The 16,764-nt window shown below is 75.2% G+C and carries 13 protein-coding genes; 7 read left to right on the top strand and 6 right to left on the bottom strand.

Translation table 11 applies throughout. The features are described 5' to 3' along the window. Window positions 1-34: 34 nt before the first annotated feature. Window positions 35-3,367: a BTAD domain-containing putative transcriptional regulator gene (locus O7627_RS19540; RefSeq protein WP_278094963.1), complete on the bottom strand. Its 3,333-nt coding sequence runs from the start codon at window positions 3,365-3,367 to the stop codon at window positions 35-37. 131 nt (window positions 3,368-3,498) lie between these two features. Beyond that, window positions 3,499-4,488, bottom strand: a complete 990-nt coding sequence (locus tag O7627_RS19535) for a LacI family DNA-binding transcriptional regulator (RefSeq protein WP_278094962.1) — start codon at window positions 4,486-4,488, stop codon at window positions 3,499-3,501. 223 nt (window positions 4,489-4,711) lie between these two features. Here O7627_RS19535 and O7627_RS19530 point away from each other — a divergent pair, with 223 nt between their 5' ends. The 4 genes from O7627_RS19530 (at window position 4,712) to O7627_RS19515 (ending at window position 9,071) form a co-directional block, all read left to right on the top strand. After that, window positions 4,712-6,001, top strand: a complete 1,290-nt coding sequence (locus O7627_RS19530; protein WP_278098337.1) for an MFS transporter — start codon at window positions 4,712-4,714, stop codon at window positions 5,999-6,001. Window positions 6,002-6,104: 103 nt separating this feature from the next. Continuing rightward, the gene (locus O7627_RS19525; RefSeq protein ID WP_278094961.1) at window positions 6,105-7,367 is read left to right on the top strand and encodes a methyltransferase domain-containing protein; all 1,263 of its coding nucleotides are present in this window, start codon (window positions 6,105-6,107) and stop codon (window positions 7,365-7,367) included. A gap of 133 nt (window positions 7,368-7,500) precedes the next feature. Continuing rightward, window positions 7,501-8,241: a lytic polysaccharide monooxygenase gene (locus O7627_RS19520; protein WP_278094960.1), complete on the top strand. Its 741-nt coding sequence runs from the start codon at window positions 7,501-7,503 to the stop codon at window positions 8,239-8,241. 170 nt (window positions 8,242-8,411) lie between these two features. After that, window positions 8,412-9,071, top strand: coding sequence for a DUF305 domain-containing protein (locus O7627_RS19515; RefSeq protein WP_278094959.1), 660 nt, complete (start codon window positions 8,412-8,414; stop codon window positions 9,069-9,071). Between the two features lie 73 nt (window positions 9,072-9,144). On the opposite strand, the gene O7627_RS19510 is transcribed toward O7627_RS19515, so the two are convergent. The 3 genes from O7627_RS19510 to O7627_RS19500 all read right to left on the bottom strand — a co-directional run bounded on the left by O7627_RS19510 (window position 9,145) and on the right by O7627_RS19500 (window position 11,911). Further along, on the bottom strand, window positions 9,145-9,888 hold the full coding sequence (locus tag O7627_RS19510) for a hypothetical protein (protein WP_278094958.1): 744 nt from the start codon (window positions 9,886-9,888) through the stop codon (window positions 9,145-9,147). 90 nt (window positions 9,889-9,978) lie between these two features. Next, on the bottom strand, window positions 9,979-11,223 hold the full coding sequence (locus O7627_RS19505) for a helix-turn-helix transcriptional regulator (protein WP_278094957.1): 1,245 nt from the start codon (window positions 11,221-11,223) through the stop codon (window positions 9,979-9,981). A gap of 106 nt (window positions 11,224-11,329) precedes the next feature. Next, window positions 11,330-11,911, bottom strand: a complete 582-nt coding sequence (locus tag O7627_RS19500; protein WP_278094956.1) for an NUDIX domain-containing protein — start codon at window positions 11,909-11,911, stop codon at window positions 11,330-11,332. A 116-nt stretch (window positions 11,912-12,027) separates the two neighbouring features. Between O7627_RS19500 and O7627_RS19495 the strand changes: the two genes are divergently transcribed. Next, window positions 12,028-12,879 (top strand): fumarylacetoacetate hydrolase family protein, encoded by an 852-nt coding sequence (locus tag O7627_RS19495; RefSeq protein WP_278094955.1) that lies wholly within the window; start codon window positions 12,028-12,030, stop codon window positions 12,877-12,879. A gap of 144 nt (window positions 12,880-13,023) precedes the next feature. Then, complete coding sequence (locus O7627_RS19490) at window positions 13,024-13,851, top strand: peptidoglycan recognition family protein (protein WP_278094954.1); 828 nt, start codon at window positions 13,024-13,026, stop codon at window positions 13,849-13,851. 58 nt (window positions 13,852-13,909) lie between these two features. Here O7627_RS19490 and O7627_RS19485 read toward each other — a convergent pair whose 3' ends face one another. Continuing rightward, window positions 13,910-15,547 carry a hypothetical protein gene (locus tag O7627_RS19485; protein WP_278094953.1) on the bottom strand — a complete coding sequence of 546 codons (1,638 nt, stop codon included), beginning with the start codon at window positions 15,545-15,547 and terminating at the stop codon, window positions 13,910-13,912. A gap of 115 nt (window positions 15,548-15,662) precedes the next feature. On the opposite strand from O7627_RS19485, the gene O7627_RS19480 reads away from it, so the two are divergent. Then, the gene (locus O7627_RS19480) at window positions 15,663-16,703 is read left to right on the top strand and encodes a phosphatase domain-containing protein (RefSeq protein ID WP_278094952.1); all 1,041 of its coding nucleotides are present in this window, start codon (window positions 15,663-15,665) and stop codon (window positions 16,701-16,703) included. Window positions 16,704-16,764 lie beyond the last annotated feature (61 nt).

Genomic DNA, 16,764 nt, shown 5'->3' with positions numbered 1-16,764 from the left:
TCCGGTGTGTTCGGATGCGCCGGACCCCTCGCGCTCAGCGGGAGGCCGGGTCGCGGTGGGCTGGTTGCAGCAGCACCTGGGTCGGTGGCCGGACGCCGATCTCCCGCATCGCCGCCTCGTACCGGCGGAACGCCCGGCGGGCCTCGCCGTGCTGCCCGCCGGCCACCAGGGCGCGCACCAGCGCCCGGTGCGCCGGCTCGTCGTAGGGGTCCTGCTCCAGCAACCGGAGCAGATAACCGACGGCCGCCCCCGGCCCGGCCGACATCCGCCGGGTCTGGGCCAGCATCCGCAGCATCGCCAGGTACGCGGCCCGGGTCTCCTCCCGCAGCGGGACCGACCAGTCGGCGTACGGCTCGTCGGCGAACGCCTCCGCCACATCCCCCCGGTCGGCGGCGGCCAGCACCGCCGCCGCCTCCGGCACCGCACCCCGGTCCAGCAACCGGCGGCCGTGGGCGACCTGGGCCAGGAACTCCTCGACGTCCACCCGGACCCGGGCCACCTCCAACGCGATACTGGACTGGTCCGCGACGAGGAAGTGGTCGGGGCTGAACACCTTGGCCGGATCCAGCACCCCCCGAATGATCGACAGCAGCACCGAGAGCCGGTGACCGGTGCGCTCCGGCGGATCCTCCGGCCAGAGCAGGTCACACAGTTCCCCGCGCGGCACCGGCCGGCCGCGCCGCGCCACCAGAATCCGCACCAGATCCCGGGCCTTGCGGGACTGCCACTGCGAGGCGGGCACCGGTCGGCCGCCGACGATCACCTCGAACCGGCCGAGCGCGCGAACCGCCACCTCGGCGGCCGTCCCGCCGGTGCCGCCCGGCGCGGCGCACACGCTGGCGGCCCGGTCCACGACGGCGCCGGCCGCCGTGAGCCGTTCGGCGGCGAGCAGCCCGTCGAGTCGGGCGTCGGTGCCGGCGTCGGGCAGCCGGCCGAGCGCGACCGTGAGCCGGGCCGCCTCCACCGTCGCGCCCGCCTCCGTCCAGATCGCCCGGGCCTCACCGAGCAGGGCACGCCGTCGGTCGGGGCCGTCGTCCGCCGCCGCCCGAAGCTCCAGCGCCTCCGCCAGCCCGGCCCGGTCGTGGTGGGTCCGGGCCAGCCGGGCGGCCCGGGCCGCCAGCTCGGTGGCCGTACCCGGATCGGCGTCGTGCAGCGCGACCCAGCCCTGCGCCACCACGGCCGGCGCGGCGATGTCGTCGGCGGCGTGCCGGCTGGCCTGCTCCGCGTGCCCGGCCGCCGCCTTCGGGTCGTCGGGCAGGCTGGCCAGCGCCAGACCGGCCAGCGCCGGGACCAGGACGTGCACGTTGCCGGTCTGCTCGGCGACCCGCACCGCCTCCTCGTACGCGGCCCGGGCCTGCTCCTGCCAGCCCCGCCGGCGGTGCACCTCGCCGAGACCCAGCAGCGCGGCGGCGAACCGGCGGGAGCCCTTGCGCTGGTAGCGGGTCAGGGCCGCCTCGTACCGGCGGACCGCTTCGTCGTAGCGGCCCAGCATCGCCAGCGCGTCGGCCTCGTTGCAGGTCGCGATCGCCGACAGGCTGGGGGAGCCGGCGGCCGCCGCGTACCGGGCGGACTGCCGGGCCGTCTCCAGCGCGGGCGCGTACCGGGCGGTGCGGATCAGGTGGTAGGTCCGGTTGGTGTGGATGCGGGCGAGCAGCAGGACGTCGGCGGTCCGCTCGGCGATCGGCAGCGCGAGCGCGTAGTACTCCTCGGCGCCGGCGGCGTCGCCCGCGACGCCGAGGCAGAGCGCGACGGAGAGGTGGGCGGTGGCGAGCGCGTTGTCGAGCCCGGCGTCGGCGGCGATGGCCGCCGCCCGCCGGGCGTACCCGATCGCCGTGCCGGTGTCGCCCGCGAGCAGGTGGGCGTGCGCGGTCCAGACCTGCAGCAGGGCCGCGTCGAGCGGTGCGGCCGACCCGCCCGCGGCCCGCCCGAACGCGGCCAGCGCCGCCCGCGCGTCGCCCCGCTGGTACGCGATCCGCCCGACCCGCCAGGCCAACCCCGCGTCCCAGGCCGGCCCGCCGGTCCCGTCACCATCGCTGTGGCCGGTGCCGCTCTCGTCGCCATGGCCGCTGCCGTCGCCGTGACCGGCCCCGGCCCCGTCGCCGTCGCCGTCGCCGTCGCCATGGGCTGGGCCGGCTGCGCCCGGGCCGGTGCCCGGCGGCGGTTGCGCCGCGGCGGCGGCCCGGTAGGCGTGTTCGGCCCCCGGCAGGTCGCCAAGGGTGCGCAGCGCGTCGCCGTGCAGCAGCCGCAGCGGTCGGGTCATCAGCGGCGCGGGCAGCGTGGCGAGCAGCTCCGCGACCGGCTCGGCCCGGCCGGCGGCGATCATCTCGGCGCCCCGCTCGGTGAGCACCCTTGCGCAGTTCGGCAGGTCGTCGGCCTGCCGGTAGGCCAGGGCTGCGGACAGCGCCGGTCCGTGCCGGTCGTACCAGGCGGCGGCGACCCGGGCGGTCTCGTCGGCCGCCGGAGCACGGCAGTCCGGCGCGGCGGGCGCGACGGTTTCCTGCGCCCGTCGTTCGCGGCGACCGCGACGGTCCGCGGTCGGCTGCCGAGAAACCTCGGCCGCGCACTGCCGGACCACCTCCGCGACGACCGGCACCACCCGTTCGGCCGGCGCCGGTCCGTTCGGGATGACCACCGATCCGGCCTGGGTGAGCAGGCCGGTGCGGCGCAGCGTGTCGACGGTCCGGTCGGCGTCGGGATGGCCGAGCGCCCGGCACAGACCGGCCGTCACCGGCGAGAGCCCGCCGGCCACCCGGAGCAGTCGGGCCGCCTGCTCAGGCAGCTCCGCCAGCACCTGATCGGTCAGATACCGGGCCAGCGGCCCGCCGGGTCTGGCCACGGCCGCCGCCAACGGGCCGGGCGCCCGCCCGTCCAGCCGGATGCTCTCGGCGGTGAGCTGGACCAGCGCCGGCCAGCCCCCGGTGGCCTCGTGGACCAGCTCCGCCACGCCCGGCTCCCGCAGGCCGTACTCGTCGCCGATCAGGTCGGCGACCTGCTCCGGTGCCAGGACCAGGTCGGGCGGGCCGAGTTCCGTCCAGAGCCCCCGGCCGAGCCAGCGGGCCGGCGGTGCCGGCAGCGGTGCCCGGGCCGCCAGCACCACCGTGACCGGCTCGGGCAGGGCACCGACCGTCTCCAGCAGAGCGTCGATCTCAGCGGCCGGCGGCCGGGGAAGATCGTCGAAGACCACCACCGGATGGGCCGCGTCGACGGCCGCGCGGACCAGCCCGCTCAGCCCGGATCCGACCCCGCGGTGCCAGCGGGCCGCATCCGGTGGGAACCGGCGGCGCAGCGCGGTGGTCTTGCCGTACCCGGCGGCGGCGACCAGGATCCGACAACCCCGCCGCTCCCGGTCCGGCCTCCACCGGTCCACCGTGCCTCCCGACGGCGGGATCTCGGGGGACGAGCGTCGGCCCCGCAGTCCCGCCGGGCTCAGCCTCGCCGCCGACGGTTCCGGCGGCAAGGCTTTGTCAGGAATGCGAAGCGGCCCGCCTCCCGGCCGGTTCAGGCGCTCTCCCGCAGCACCAGCTCCGAGGCGTACGAGGTGGTCGGTGGGGTGGACACCCGGTCGAGCAGGGCGGCTGCCGCCCCGGCGGCGATCCGGCCGACCGGGTGGCTCGCGGTGGTCAGGGTCGGCGCGCTCAGCGCGGCGAACGGGATGTCGTCGAAGCCGGCGACGGCCACGTCACCGGGTACGTCGACGCCGCGCCGCCGCAGCTCACCCAGCACCCCCAGGGCCATCGCGTCATTGAGTGCGAAGATCGCGTCGGTGTCCGGCCACCGACGCAGCACCTCGGGGACGGCCGCCCGGCCGCCCGCGGCCGTGAAGTCGCCCGGCACGAGCCGGGCCGGCAGGCCGGCGCCACGCATCAGGGCCCGGTACGCCGCCACCGGACGCTGGGCGCAGGGCATCCAGGAATGCCCGGTCACCATGGCGATCCGGCGCCGCCCGGAGGCGTGCAGGTGCCGCAGTACCGCCAGCGTGCCGCCGGCGTTGTCGACATCGAAGGCGGGCACCGCGCGGGAGCCGACGCCGATCGAGGCGATCCGGCCGGACAACCCGGCCGGCACCGCCGCCAGCAGGGCCTCGGTCGAGTTGAGCAGCAGCACCCCGTGGATGCTGCGGTCCTCGGCCAGCCGGTGCAGGTCCGCGGGCCGGTCCAACGGCAGCCACTGCAACGCCACCCCCACGCCGCGCGGGGCGCAGACCTCCGCGGCAGCCCGGACGAACCGGTCGACGTACGGGTCGTCAAGCACCGCCGCGCTGGGTCCGGCGGCGGCCACCACCAGCCGGTACCCGGCGCCGGTCACCAGCGCCTTGGCCGCGGCGTTCGGGGCATACCCGAGCTCGGTCACGGCGGCGGCGACCCGGTCCCGGGCGGTGGTGGAGGCGGGACCGTTGCCGGCGAGCACCCGGGAGGCGGTGGCCCGGGAGACCCCGGCGGCCCGGGCCACGTCCTCCAACGTCACCCGCCGCTCCATCTGCCTGGTCATCCGTCCTCCGTACCGCCGTGGCTGTCGTCCCTGCATCATGCCCGGCCGCCGGGGTCGGCGGCGAACCTCGTCCGGCCGGTGGACGTCGGGCGCCCGACTTGCGGTGAGATCGCTCTCAGGGGTGCGATACGTGGGCGAACCGTCGAGGAGAGGACCACCCCAGGTGCCACCCACCGACGCGGCCGAGGCCGCCGCCCCGCCCGACCGCGTCGTACCCGGCCACGTGATCGCCGCCCGGACCGGGGTGGCCTTCGTCTTCGGGCTCAACGGCCTCGCCCTGGCCTCCTGGTTCGCCCGGGTGCCGGCGGTGCGGGACGGGTTGGGGCTCACCGCCGGGCAGCTCGGCCTGCTGCTGCTCGCCGGCTCGGCCGGTTCGCTGCTGGCGTTGCCGACGGCCGGCGTGGTGGCGCACCGGTTCGGGGCGGCCCGCACGGTGGCCGGCGCCACCATGCTCGTCGCCGGCGGGCTGGCGGTGGTCGGCACCACCGTCGAGGCGTGGGCGTCGGTCGCGGCGGTGGCGGTCGGCCTGTTCGCCCTCGGCTACGGCTCGGGGGTCTGCGAGGTCGCGATGAACGTCGAGGCAGCCGCCGTCGAGCGCCGCCTGGGCCGGACCGTGATGCCCCGCTTCCACGCCGCCTGGAGCCTGGGTACGGTGGCCGGCGCCGCGCTCGGCGCCGGCATGGCCCGGATCGGGCTGCCGGTGGCCGTACACCTGGTGTTGGTCGCCGCGGTGGTTCTGGTCGGCACCCTGGTCGCGGTCCGCGCCTTCCTGCCGGCGGGATCGACCGGTACGGCGACCCCGGCGGGATCGGCAGGCCTCGCCGCGCCAGCGGGATCGGCAGGTATCGCGACGCCGGCGGGACCGGCGGGCGTGCCGACACGCGCTGGTGGCGCCGCGGCCGTCGACCCGCTGGTAGCGGGTCGGCCGGCCCGGCGGGGCAGCGGGGTGCTGGCCGCCTGGCGCGAGCCGCGTACCCTGCTCATCGGTCTGCTGGTACTGGTGATGGCCTTCACCGAGGGGACCGCCAACGACTGGCTGGCGGTGGCGTTCGTCGACGGCTACGGGGTCGGTGAGGCCGGTGGCGCGGTCGTGTTCGGGGTGTTCGTCGCGGCGATGACCCTCGGCCGGACGTTCGGCACGATCGCGTTGGACCGCTGGGGGCGGGGACCGGTGTTGACGTTCTCGATGCTGCTGGCCGCCGCCGGAGCGGCCGTCGCCGTGCTGGCCGGCACGCTGCCGGTGGCGCTGGCCGGGGTGGCACTCTGGGGCCTGGGTACGGCGCTAGGCTTCCCGGTGGGGATGAGCGCCGCGGCCGACGATGAGGAACACGCCCCGGCCCGGGTCAGCGTGGTGGCCGTGATCGGCTACACCGCGTTCCTCGCCGGGCCGCCGGCCGTCGGGCTGCTCGGTGACCGGGTCGGCACCCTGAGCGCGCTGCTGGTGGTGCCGCTGTTGGTGCTGCCCGCCATCGCCCTGGTGCCGGCGACCCGCCGCCCGCCGCAGTCCCGGTAGACCCGTGATCACGAATGATCCGGTGATCTGGCGCGACCCGAACGTTTCGCGATCACGGGTGGGGGCAGGGGTGCGGTGGGTGGGTGGCGGGTAGCGTGACCCGGTGACCGTCACGATCCTTGCCCGGGTGGTCCGGGGGCTGGAGTGGGTGGCCGCCGACGAGGTCGCGACCGCACTGCCGGCGGTGCGGCCACGACTGGCGGCCCGGGAGGTGACCTTCGAGACCGGTCGCTGGCCGGAACCGGGATTGTTGGCGCTGCGGACCGTCGACGACGCCTTCCTGCGGGTGGCGGTGCGCGACGGCGTCGGCGCCACCCGGGACGTGCCGGCCCGGGTCGCGGCGTGGTGCGCCCGCCTGGACTGGGCCACCTGGCGGGACCGGCTCGGCCAACTCCGGCCGGTGCCGGAGCGGCCCCGGTTCGACGTGGTCGCGAGTCTGGACGGTCGGCGTTCGTTCAACCGGTTCGCGCTGGAGAACACGGTCGGCGCAGCGATCGCGGCGCGGCTCGGTGGGGTGTTCGCGGCCCGCGACGGCGCCGGCCGCACGCCGGGGGAGACCGACCTGACGGTACGACTCATGGTGCGTGGTCCGCAGCTCGTGGTCGCGCTTCGGCTCGGGGTGCGCCCGCTGCACCGGCGGGCATACAAGCTCGCGACCGGGGCGGGCACCCTGCACCCACCGCTGGCCGCGGCGATGGCTCGGCTCGCGCTACCAACCGGGCCGCCGGTGGCCGGGCTGCCGGTGGCCCGGCTGCCGGTGGCCGGGACCCCGCAGGCCGGGGCGGCGTCGCGGGGCGGGGCGGCGTCGCGGGGCGGGGTGTCGCAGGTGCCGGTGGTGGCCGACCCGTTCTGCGGGGACGGCACGATCGCGATCGAGGCGGCGTACGCGTTGCCGGCGGCGACCGTGCTCGGCACCGACCTGGACCCTGGCCGGCTGGCGAACGCCCGGGACAACGCCGGCCGGGCCGGTCAACGGATCGGGTTCGGCCGGGCGGACGCGGCCCGCCTGCCGTGGCGGCCGGGGGCGGTGACGTCGGTGCTCACCAATCCGCCCTGGGAGGTGGCGGTGCGGGCCGGTGGAGCGTTGGCCGAGTCGCTGGTGCCGTTCCTGTCCGCCCTGCCCGGCGTGCTGCCCGCGTACGGGCGGGTCGCTCTGGTCCTGGACGCGGAGCTGGACGGTGCCGACCTGCTCGCCCGGCGCGGCCTGCGGGTCCTGCTCGGCCAGCGGATCCGGCTGGCCGGGCGGATCTCCGACCTGCTGCTCTGCGCCCCCGACGATGCCGGCGCGGACGGGTTGGTGGATGGGTTGGGTGCCTGGCGGGAGCGGGCGCTGGCCGGAGGCCTGATCACCCCGGACGGCTTCTGACCTTTCGGCGCCGGCACGCGTCGGCTGAGCCGATCATCGAGAACTTTCATTAGGACTATTTACTGTTAAGAGTGTTTACATTATGGTGACAATTCACAGCCATCTCCGTCCACCATGACGGGAGGAGAACCCGATGCGACGAAGGATCACGCTGCCGGTGCTGTCGGCCGGCGCCATCCTCGGCACCCTGCTGGTGGCGACACCCGCCCAGGCACACGGCTACATCTCGTCGCCGCCGAGCCGGCAGGCGATGTGCTTCCAGGGAAGAGTCGCCAACTGCGGCCAGATCCAGTACGAGCCGCAGAGCGTCGAAGGACCCAAGGGGCAGCGCAACTGCCACGCCGGACTGAGCCGGTTCGCCATCCTCAACGACAACAGCGTCAACTGGCCGGTGACCCCGGTCGGCAACTCGGTCACCTTCAACTGGACGCTCACCGCCCGGCACTCCACCACCACCTGGGAGTACTTCATCGGCGGCAGCCGGATCGCGGTCTTCGACGACGGCGGCCGGCAACCGAACGCGACCGTGTCGCACACCGTCAACCTCGGTGGTCGGACCGGCCGCCAGACGGTGCTGGCCATCTGGAACATCGCCGACACCCCGATGGCCTTCTACTCCTGCGTGGACGTGCAGATCGGCGGCGGGAACCCGCCGCCTCCCAACCCGACCACGCCACCACCGAACCCGACCACGCCGCCGCCCGCCCCGACCACGCCGCCGCCCGCGCCGGGTGGCACCTGGTCGGCCGGCACGGCGTACGCGGTCGGCGCGACCGTCACCTACGGCGGGGCGAGCTACCGGTGCCGGCAGGCGCACACCGCCCTGACCGGCTGGGAACCGCCAAACGTCCCGGCCCTCTGGCAGCGGCTCTGACCACACCGCTCGGTGGCCGGCCGGCCCGGCCGGCCACCGTGACCGAGGGGGTGAGCTGCGACATGATGCGCCCAACCAAAGACAAGCGGCACCGAGGACCGGCTGGCCCGGCCGTGGGCGGGTCGTCAACCAGCACGTCGACCCCACCTCGGATCGGCACCGGCTCGCCGGTGAGAGCCCTGACGGCGGCAGCCCGGCTGGTTGTCGCCCGGCTGGTGGGAGTCGTGGTTGTGGGCGCCCTGCTCGCCGGCTGCGGCTCGGCACCGGCTGGCGGGCCGCAGCCGGCAGGTGACAGGTCAACGCAGGCCGGGTCCGGCCCCGCCGGCGGTCCGGCGTCGGTGCCGGCCGCGGCCGCCTTCAACGCCACCGACGTGATGTTCCTGCAGATGATGCTGGAGCAGCACGCGGCCGCCGAGCGGTTGCTCGCGTTGGCCGCCGAGCAGCCGCTGCGGCCGGAACTGGCGACCCTGGCCGCCGCCATCCAGGTGACCCAGCGGACCGAGGCCGAGACGATGACCGGGTGGCTGCGGGACTGGGACCAACCGGTGACTGCCGATCCGGCGGCGCACCTGGCGCCCGGCGCGCACGGCGGTCACCAGGTGCTGCGCGGCACCAGCACCGCCGACCTCGACCTGCTGCGGACCACCGACGCCACCCGGTTCGAGCGAACCTTCCTCAACATCCTCATCGCGCACCAGCACAACGCGATCGAGCTGGCCCGGATGGAGACCGCCGGTGGGGCGCACCCGGAGGCGAAGGCGCTCGCCCACCGGATCGACACCTCCCGCAACGGCCAGATCCGGCAGCTGCTGCCGATGCTGTCCGGCTGAGAAGGCCCGGTCCGCTCGAAGCCCCGCTGGTCGCCGGTGCGTGTCGGATGCCCCGCCGACGGCGCCGGGCCACTCACGGCGGCGGCCACCCCCGCCCGGGTCCGGCGCGTCGGACCCGGCGCAGCCGGTCGAGGCGGTCCCGCAGGTCCGCCCACGGCAGCCCGTCCAACCCGGTGACCAGGTCGGTGAGCAGCTGCCAGACCTCGTTGGCCGCCGGTCCGTCGGCGATGGTGCCCGGCTGTTCCAGGAAGGCGATCAGCTGCTCGGCCAGTTCACCGGTCGCGCCCCGGCGGTCCGGCGACCCGGACCGGGCCGCGGCACACCGGTACCAGCTCGCCAGCTCCCGGGCCGCCAGGTCGACGGCATGGTATTCCAACGCCTCGCGGACCACCGACCGCCGGTGCCGGCCGCAGTCGAACGAACCGGCGGCCTCCCGGTCGGTCAGGAACGCGTCGAGCCGCTGGCGGCGCGCCTCGGCGAGCTCCGGCCGACCCTGCCGCAACGCGTCCACCACATGCCACCGCAGGTCCTCGGCCGCGGCGTCCACCCGGTCGCCGGAGTGGCGCGGGCGGACCAGCCGGACGTCGATCTCCACCCGGCGGGCGGCGTGCTGCCAGGGGTCGGCCAGTTCGTGGGTGGCCACCGGGTGCCCGCAGTCCGGGCACGACCGTGGCCAGGCGCCGACCAGCGCCCCGGCACCGCGCCGGCCGCAGTCGGCGCCGGCACAGATCCAGGCGAGCGCGATCGCCTCCGGAGGTGGTCGGTATCCGAAGGCCGTCGGGGGTGGCGGGACGTCGCGTCCGGGAAACGATCTCATCCGGATTCGAGCCTGGCCGATACCGGCCCGCGCGTACCACGGTTGCCTGTTGCTGATCGGACGGTGACTTTCGGTGACCGGTGTGGAGCGTCAGCCGGCGGCGGCGAGCGCGGCCATCCGCGCCTGCACATGGCGTACACAGGACCGGCGCCGCCACCGGGTCAGCTCCTTCTCGAGCTGGCGCAGCTGGTGCCGGACCGTGGCCGAGCCGACCAGCCGGGCCCGGGTGAGGGCCTCGTCCGCCTGCCCGCAGGCGCCCTCCACGTCACCGGCGGCGGCCCGCGCCAGGGACAGCCGGACCCCGTACAACGCCTTCGCGCGGACCGCGTCGGCCGGCATCTCGGCCAACCCCTTCGCCAGCAGGTCGGCGGCCTGCTCGGGCAGGCCGAGGTCGTAGTAGCACCAGCCCCGGACCAACCGGTCGGCCCGCCCGGCGGCCGCCGACCCGAGCCAGATCTCGCTCTCCGATCTGGCCTGCGGTCGCCGGTTCAGCCGCGCCGCCCGGTCCAGGGCCGCCTCGCAGTCGGCGGTGTCACCGCTGAGGGCGTACCCCTGGGCGGCCCGTTGGGCGGCCAGGATGCGGACCCGGGTGGTGGCGTTGCGGTCCTGCTCGGCCTGCTCGGCGAGCTCGATCACCCGCCGCGCGTCGCCCCGGTAGAGCGCGAGCTCGGCGTAGCGCACCAGTGCGTACGGGGCCAGCTGGGGCGCCTCGGCGGGGGCCGCCAGCAGCTCGGCGGCGGCGGTCAACCGCAGCGCCCGCTCGTCGTCACCGGCCTCCTGGGCCATCCAGCCGGCGAACTCCAGATAGTGTGCCGCCAGGGCGAGCAGCTGGACGCGGACCGGCTCGGTGGCCGTGGCGCCCAGCCGGCAGAGCAGCCGGGCCGGCGTCAGGACGGTGGGCAGGATCAGCCCGGGATGCGACTGCCGCCCCTGCCGACGGAGCAGGTCGAACAACGTCCGGAACCGGTCGGGGGTCTCCGGGTCGGCGGCGGCGACGTCCAGGGTGGTGGGGCTCACCTCGTCGCCGAGCTGGTCGGCGTGCACCGCGACAAGATCGAGAATGTCCGCAAGGGAGCTTCCGGCGGCGAGCAGCTGCGGTCCGCCGGCCGGTCTGGGCGCCGGGGCGGGCGCGGCGACCAGCTCCTGCAACCGCCCACCGGCGTCGAGCACCGAGTCGCAGATCCGGGCGAGGGCCACACTGGCCGGTCGCCGGCCACGCTCCACCTTGCTCAGATGACCCTTGTCGTAGTGGACCAGGCGGGACAACTCGGTCAGCGACAGGTTCGCCGTGGCCCGTCGGCGGCGCAACTCGGCTCCAAACCGATCAGATGACACGATGCTCTCCCGGACGCGGCGTCTGACGTCAGCCGCTGTCACGGTACAACCACCGGCAACCTGGGGCAGTGGCCGATGTGGATCGATCACCCGGCCGCCCGGTCGGTCAGTGGCGGTCGAAGAGTCGACCCACCCGGTCCAGGAACTCCCGGAGATTCGCCTCGGTGGTCAGGGCGCGCGCCGAAGGTACGTCCAGCCACCGCAGCTCCGCGTCGGCCGACTCGGGTCGGGCCGCCGCCGGGTCGCCGGTGGCGAGCACGTAGCGCAGGTCGATGTGTTCGTGGGCGGGCTCGCCCTTGCCGGCCGCGACCGGGACCACCACCAGGTGGACGAGCGCGCCGTCCGGCCAGGGGACCAGGTCGGTCAGCCCGGTCTCCTCGTACCCCTCCCTAAGGGCGATGACCAGCGGATCCGTCTCGTCCGGATCGGCGTGGCCGCCGACCTGCAGCCAGGCCCGCTGGCGCGGGTGCCAACGCAGCAGCACCCGGCGGCTGGCCGGGTGGACGATCAGCGCCGAGCCGGTCAGGTGCAGCGGGTTGTCCCGCCGCCAGGGGTCGCCGGTGCCGAGCAGGGACCGGGCCCGGTCGAGATCGGCCCGTTCCCGCCCGGCCGCGGGACGGTATTCCGACAGTGCCCGGGCGAGGCTGCTGCCGCGGCCGGGTCGCTGATCATCGGATGCGGTCTGCATGCCTCTCCCGCTGGTGATCGTTGGTTGCCGTGGTTCGGGTGGTTTGCGCGGATGACTGGTTGGCGCGAAAAGCGAAGCTGACGGTAGCCTGATGCATCCCTGGAGGCGAGGACGTTATGCGACTGGCGAATCTGACCGACCGACTGGTGATCCTGACCGACGGTGGTGCGATCGACGTCGCCGCCGCCAGCGACGGCCGGTTCGGTCCGGATCCGCAGTCCGTGTACGACGTCTGGCCGGAGTTCGTCGCCTGGGCCGGCTCCGGCGGGCCGGGACCGGACGCCCCGCTGACCGCGGTGGACCCCGCCGCGCTCGGCCCGGCCGTGCCGCGGCCCCGGCAGATCTTCGCGGTCGGCCTCAACTACCGGGACCACACCGCCGAGTCCGGCTTCGCCCAGCCGACCGACCCCCTGATCTTCACCAAGTTCCCGTCCTGCCTGTTCGGCCCCGCCGGCGACATCGTCCTCTCCGGAGAGCAGGTGGACTGGGAGATCGAACTGGTCGCGGTGCTCGGCCGGGCGGCGTACCGGGTGTCGGCCGCCGACGCCTGGGACCACATCGCCGGGCTCGCCATCGGCCAGGACCTCTCCGACCGGGCGGTGCAGATGCGCGGCACGCCGCCACAGTTCAGCCTCGGCAAGTCGTTTCCCGGCTACGGCCCGGTCGGCCCCTGGCTGACCACCGTCGACGAGCTGGCCGACCCGGACCAGCTCGACCTGGTGTGCACGCTGAACGGGGAGCAGGTACAGGTCGGCAACACCCGGGACATGGTCTTCCCGGTGACCGAACTGGTCGCGTACCTGTCCGGCGTCGGCCCGCTGTACCCGGGCGACCTGATCTTCACCGGCACCCCGCCCGGCGTCGGGATGGGCCGCAGGCCACCCCGCTACCTGGCCCCCGGCGACGTGTTGGAAAGCCGGATCGCCGGGCTCGGCGAACTGCGGCACCGGCTCGTCGCAGCATCCTGACCCGGTCCCCCGATCGGTTACTCCACGTCACACTGTCCAGGTTGGCACGCCCCTGACCTGGACTTATGCGCATCGAGTTAGTTACTTTTCGGTTATCACCCCCGGCATCGTGGCCCGACCCGATACCTGGAGGAGAGACACCTGATGCGTTGGACCGACATCGCGAGATGGGTGGGACCCAGCCCCAACCAGGGCGGCCCGCTCACCCGGCACGACGGCGTGGTGCTGCACATCGCCGCCGGCACCTACGAGGGCACGATCGCCTGGCAGCGCAATCCCATCGCCCGGGTCTCGTCGCACTTCATCGTCAGCAAGTCCGGCGAGATCGCCCAGATGGTCGACACCGACGTCATCGCCTGGACCCAGCGGGCCGGCAACAGCGCCTGGCTGAGCATCGAGAACGCCGGCTTCCTGCCGGACCGGTTGACCCCGCAGCAGGTGGAGGCGGCGGCGCAGATCCTGGCCCGGGCACACCGGGAGTACGGGGTGCCGCTGCGGGTCACCGGCACCCCGGCCCAACGCGGCCTGGGGCACCACTCGATGGGGGCCGAGTCCGGTTACGACTGGGGCCACTCCCAGTGCCCGGGACCCGCGATCAAGGCGCAGAAGCCGGCCATCGTCGCCCGCGCCATCCAGATTGTCGACGAACAGGGGAACGAGATGGAACTCAGCGACCGGCTCAAGAACGGCAAGACCGTCAACGAGGGAATCAGTGACACCGCCGACCGGGTCTACATCATGGTGAACACCCAGTTGCCGGCCATCGCGAACGCGATCGCGGCCCTGGCGTCGGCGGTCAGCGAGATCGACGGGCTGGACCGCAGTGAGCTGACCGCCGCGCTGGCCGCCGAACGCCCCGCGCTCGTCGCCGGGGTGCTGGCCGGGTTGCCCGCCGAAGAGATCGCCGCGGCGATCCCCACCGACCTGGCCGCCCGGGTCGCCGACGAGCTGAGCGGCCGACTGGCCAGCTGACCGGAACGGCCGGCGGGCGGGGGCGGGCGCGGTCGGCCTGGTTTCGGCCCGTTGGGCGTCACCGCCACGGCTGCACGGTGCTCGCCGGCCGGTAGATCCGGTAGCCGGCGACCTCGGTCACGGTCGCGGCGATGTCGCGGTCGCGCAGGTAGGTCCGCAGCGCCGCCTCGCCGGGCGCGCCGGCCACGAAGACGAACCCCGGCCGCTCCGCGGCCCACACCCGCCAGCGGTACGGCAGATAGCGGTCCTGCCCCGCGCGGAGCCGGTCGTCGAGGACCGCGCAGACCACCTCCTCCCGGGTGGTGAAGGTCAGCCGGTTGCAGATCCAGTATTCGGCGTACACGTGGCGTAGGCCGGCCGCGCGAACCGTGTCGGCCAGCTCGCGGGCCCGCCGCTCCTCGGCCCTGATTTCACCGATCCGGGCGACCAGGGCGGCCGACGTGAGCACGCAGGCCACCGTCAGCAGGGCGAGCAGGCCGACGGCCGGCACCGCGAGCACCCGGCGCCGGTCGGGCCGGTCACCGCCGGGTCGCTGGTCGGGCGGTGCACCGCCGCGCTGGCGGGTCGGGCGGGCGGCGAGCCAGACCGGCCAGAGCACGGCCGGTAGGGAGATCTGCAGGATGGACAGGTAGCGGGCGCTCTCCAGCGGGGCCTGCGCCGCGTACGGGCTGCGGGCGTAGCCGGCGATGGTGAGCGCGGCGGCGGCGGCGAGGGCGAGCTGGCCGGCGTACCGGAGCCGGTCGGTGCGGTGCCGGCGTAGGCCCGCCACGGCGAGCCCGATCGCGGCGGCGACCAGGAGCAGGTACAGCACCCCCCAGGACTGCGCCGCGCCCCCGCAGCGCTGCGGGGTGCAGACGCCGGTGGCCAGTGGGATGCCCAGCAGCACCGCGCCGCGCAGCCGGGCCGACAGCGACGGTTCGGCCGGCTCGCCCCCGCTGACCGTGAGCAGTACGGTGAGCGAGTCCTCGCCCGGCGGCGCCGTCAGGTTGGCCACGACCAGCGGGGCGACCCCGACCAGGAAGCCGGTCACCAGCGCGAGGCCGGCCCGGCCGAACAGCTCCCGGCCGCAGCCGGCCAGCAGCACCAGGCCGACGGTGGCCAGGTAGGGCAGCGCCAGCCAGTCGCTCCAGACGCAGAGCCCGGTGAGCAGCCCGTACCCGGCGAAGCCGAGCAGCCGGTGCCGGCCCCGGCGCCGCGCCAGCCAGAGCGCGAGCAGCAGCAGCCCGGCCACCGCCGCCTTGATCTCGGGTCGGCCGCCGACCGCGGTGAGCTGGTCCCGGATCACCCGTTCCGAGCCGAGCGCCAGCAGCCCCACGGTGACCGCGGCCAGCCAGGGCGAGTAGAGCCGTCGGGTGAGCCGGTAGGTGAGGTAGCCGAACAGTGCCCAGAGCAGCAGCAGGGGCAGCCGCAGCAGCCGCCAGCCCGCCCCGAAGACCGCGAACAGCGGCGCCGCCAGGTACGACTCCAGCACCCCCATGTACTGCTGGCCGTAGAGCAGGACCGGGAACTCCCGGCCGTTGGCAATGTGCAGGGCCGCCAACCCGAAGGTCGCCTCGTCGCTGTTGGTGGCCGGCACGGTGAGCAGGGTGAGCGCCACCCGGTAGCCGAGCCCGGCCAGACCCAGGGCGAGCGCCAGCCGGGCCGGGCCGTCCAGCCGGCCCGGCCGGCGCACGGTGTGCCACTCGCGTGCCGTCATCCCCGAACAATCTTCCCATACAGGGCGAACCGGGCGGGCTCGATCGGCCCGATCCGCGGGCACCGGCCGACCGGGCCGCGTGGCCGGCCCCGGCCGGGTATGGCAGGGTGGCAGCGTGGCTCTCGTACCTGCTGGCCCGGCGGCCATAACTCGTCCGCACCGGGCGGCACGGATCGAGGACGCGATCCAGGCGGTGATCGGCCGCCGGCTGCTGCAGCGCGGCTGGCACCCGACGATCGTGGCCTACACCGGCTACGGCGCGCCCGGCTGGGTACGGGTGATGGGCCGGGTGCTGCTCACCCGACTCGACCCGGAGCCACGCCGCCCGGAGAAGGTCCGCGGCTGGCGCTCCTTCATGACCATGCCGGTCAAGGGCGCTCCGGTGATCATCGAGGCCGGCGGCGGCCGGCACGAGGTACGCGCCGACCGCAGCGGCTACATCGACGCCATGGTCGAGGCCGACCTGCCGCCCGGCTGGGCCACCGCCACCCTCAGCTGCCCCGGCGCGGAACCGGTCGAGGCGACCATCCGGATCGTCGATCCGCAGGTGCGGTTCGGCGTCATCTCCGACATCGACGACACCGTGATGGTCACCGCCCTGCCCCGTCCGATGCTCGCCGCCTGGAACACCTTCGTCCTCGACGAACACGCCCGGATGGCCGTGCCCGGCATGGCGGTGCTCTACGAGCGACTGGTCACCGCGCACCCGGGCGCCCCGGTTCTCTACCTCTCCACCGGCGCGTGGAACGTCGCGCCGGCCCTGACCCGGTTCCTCTCCCGGCACCTCTACCCGGCCGGCCCGCTGCTGCTGACCAACTGGGGGCCGACCGCGGACCGCTGGTTCCGCAGCGGCCGGGAACACAAGCGCGCCACCCTGGCCCGGCTGGCCCGGGAGTTCCCCGACATCCGGTGGCTGCTGATCGGCGACGACGGCCAGCACGACCAGGAGATCTACGCCGAGTTCGCCGCCGGGCATCCGGAGAACGTCGCCGGGGTGGCGATCCGCCGGCTCTCGCCCACCCAGGCGGTGCTGGCCGGTGCGTTCCCGGCCCCGTCCGGCGGCTCGGTGGCCGCCGGGCCGCCCGGCCGCCGCTGGCTCTGCGCCCCGGACGGCGCGGGTCTGTGGCGGCTGCTGCGCGACGCCAACCTCGTCTGACCACAGTCATCCCCGTACCGGTGTCGTGATCGGACCGGTAGCCGATGGTTTCCCCGCGGTG

The sequence above is a fragment of the Solwaraspora sp. WMMD1047 genome, assembly GCF_029626155.1.
Lineage (GTDB): Bacteria > Actinomycetota > Actinomycetes > Mycobacteriales > Micromonosporaceae > WMMD1047.
Note: the sequence above shows the minus strand (reverse complement) of the source record. Positions and strands in the feature narration are given on the sequence as shown.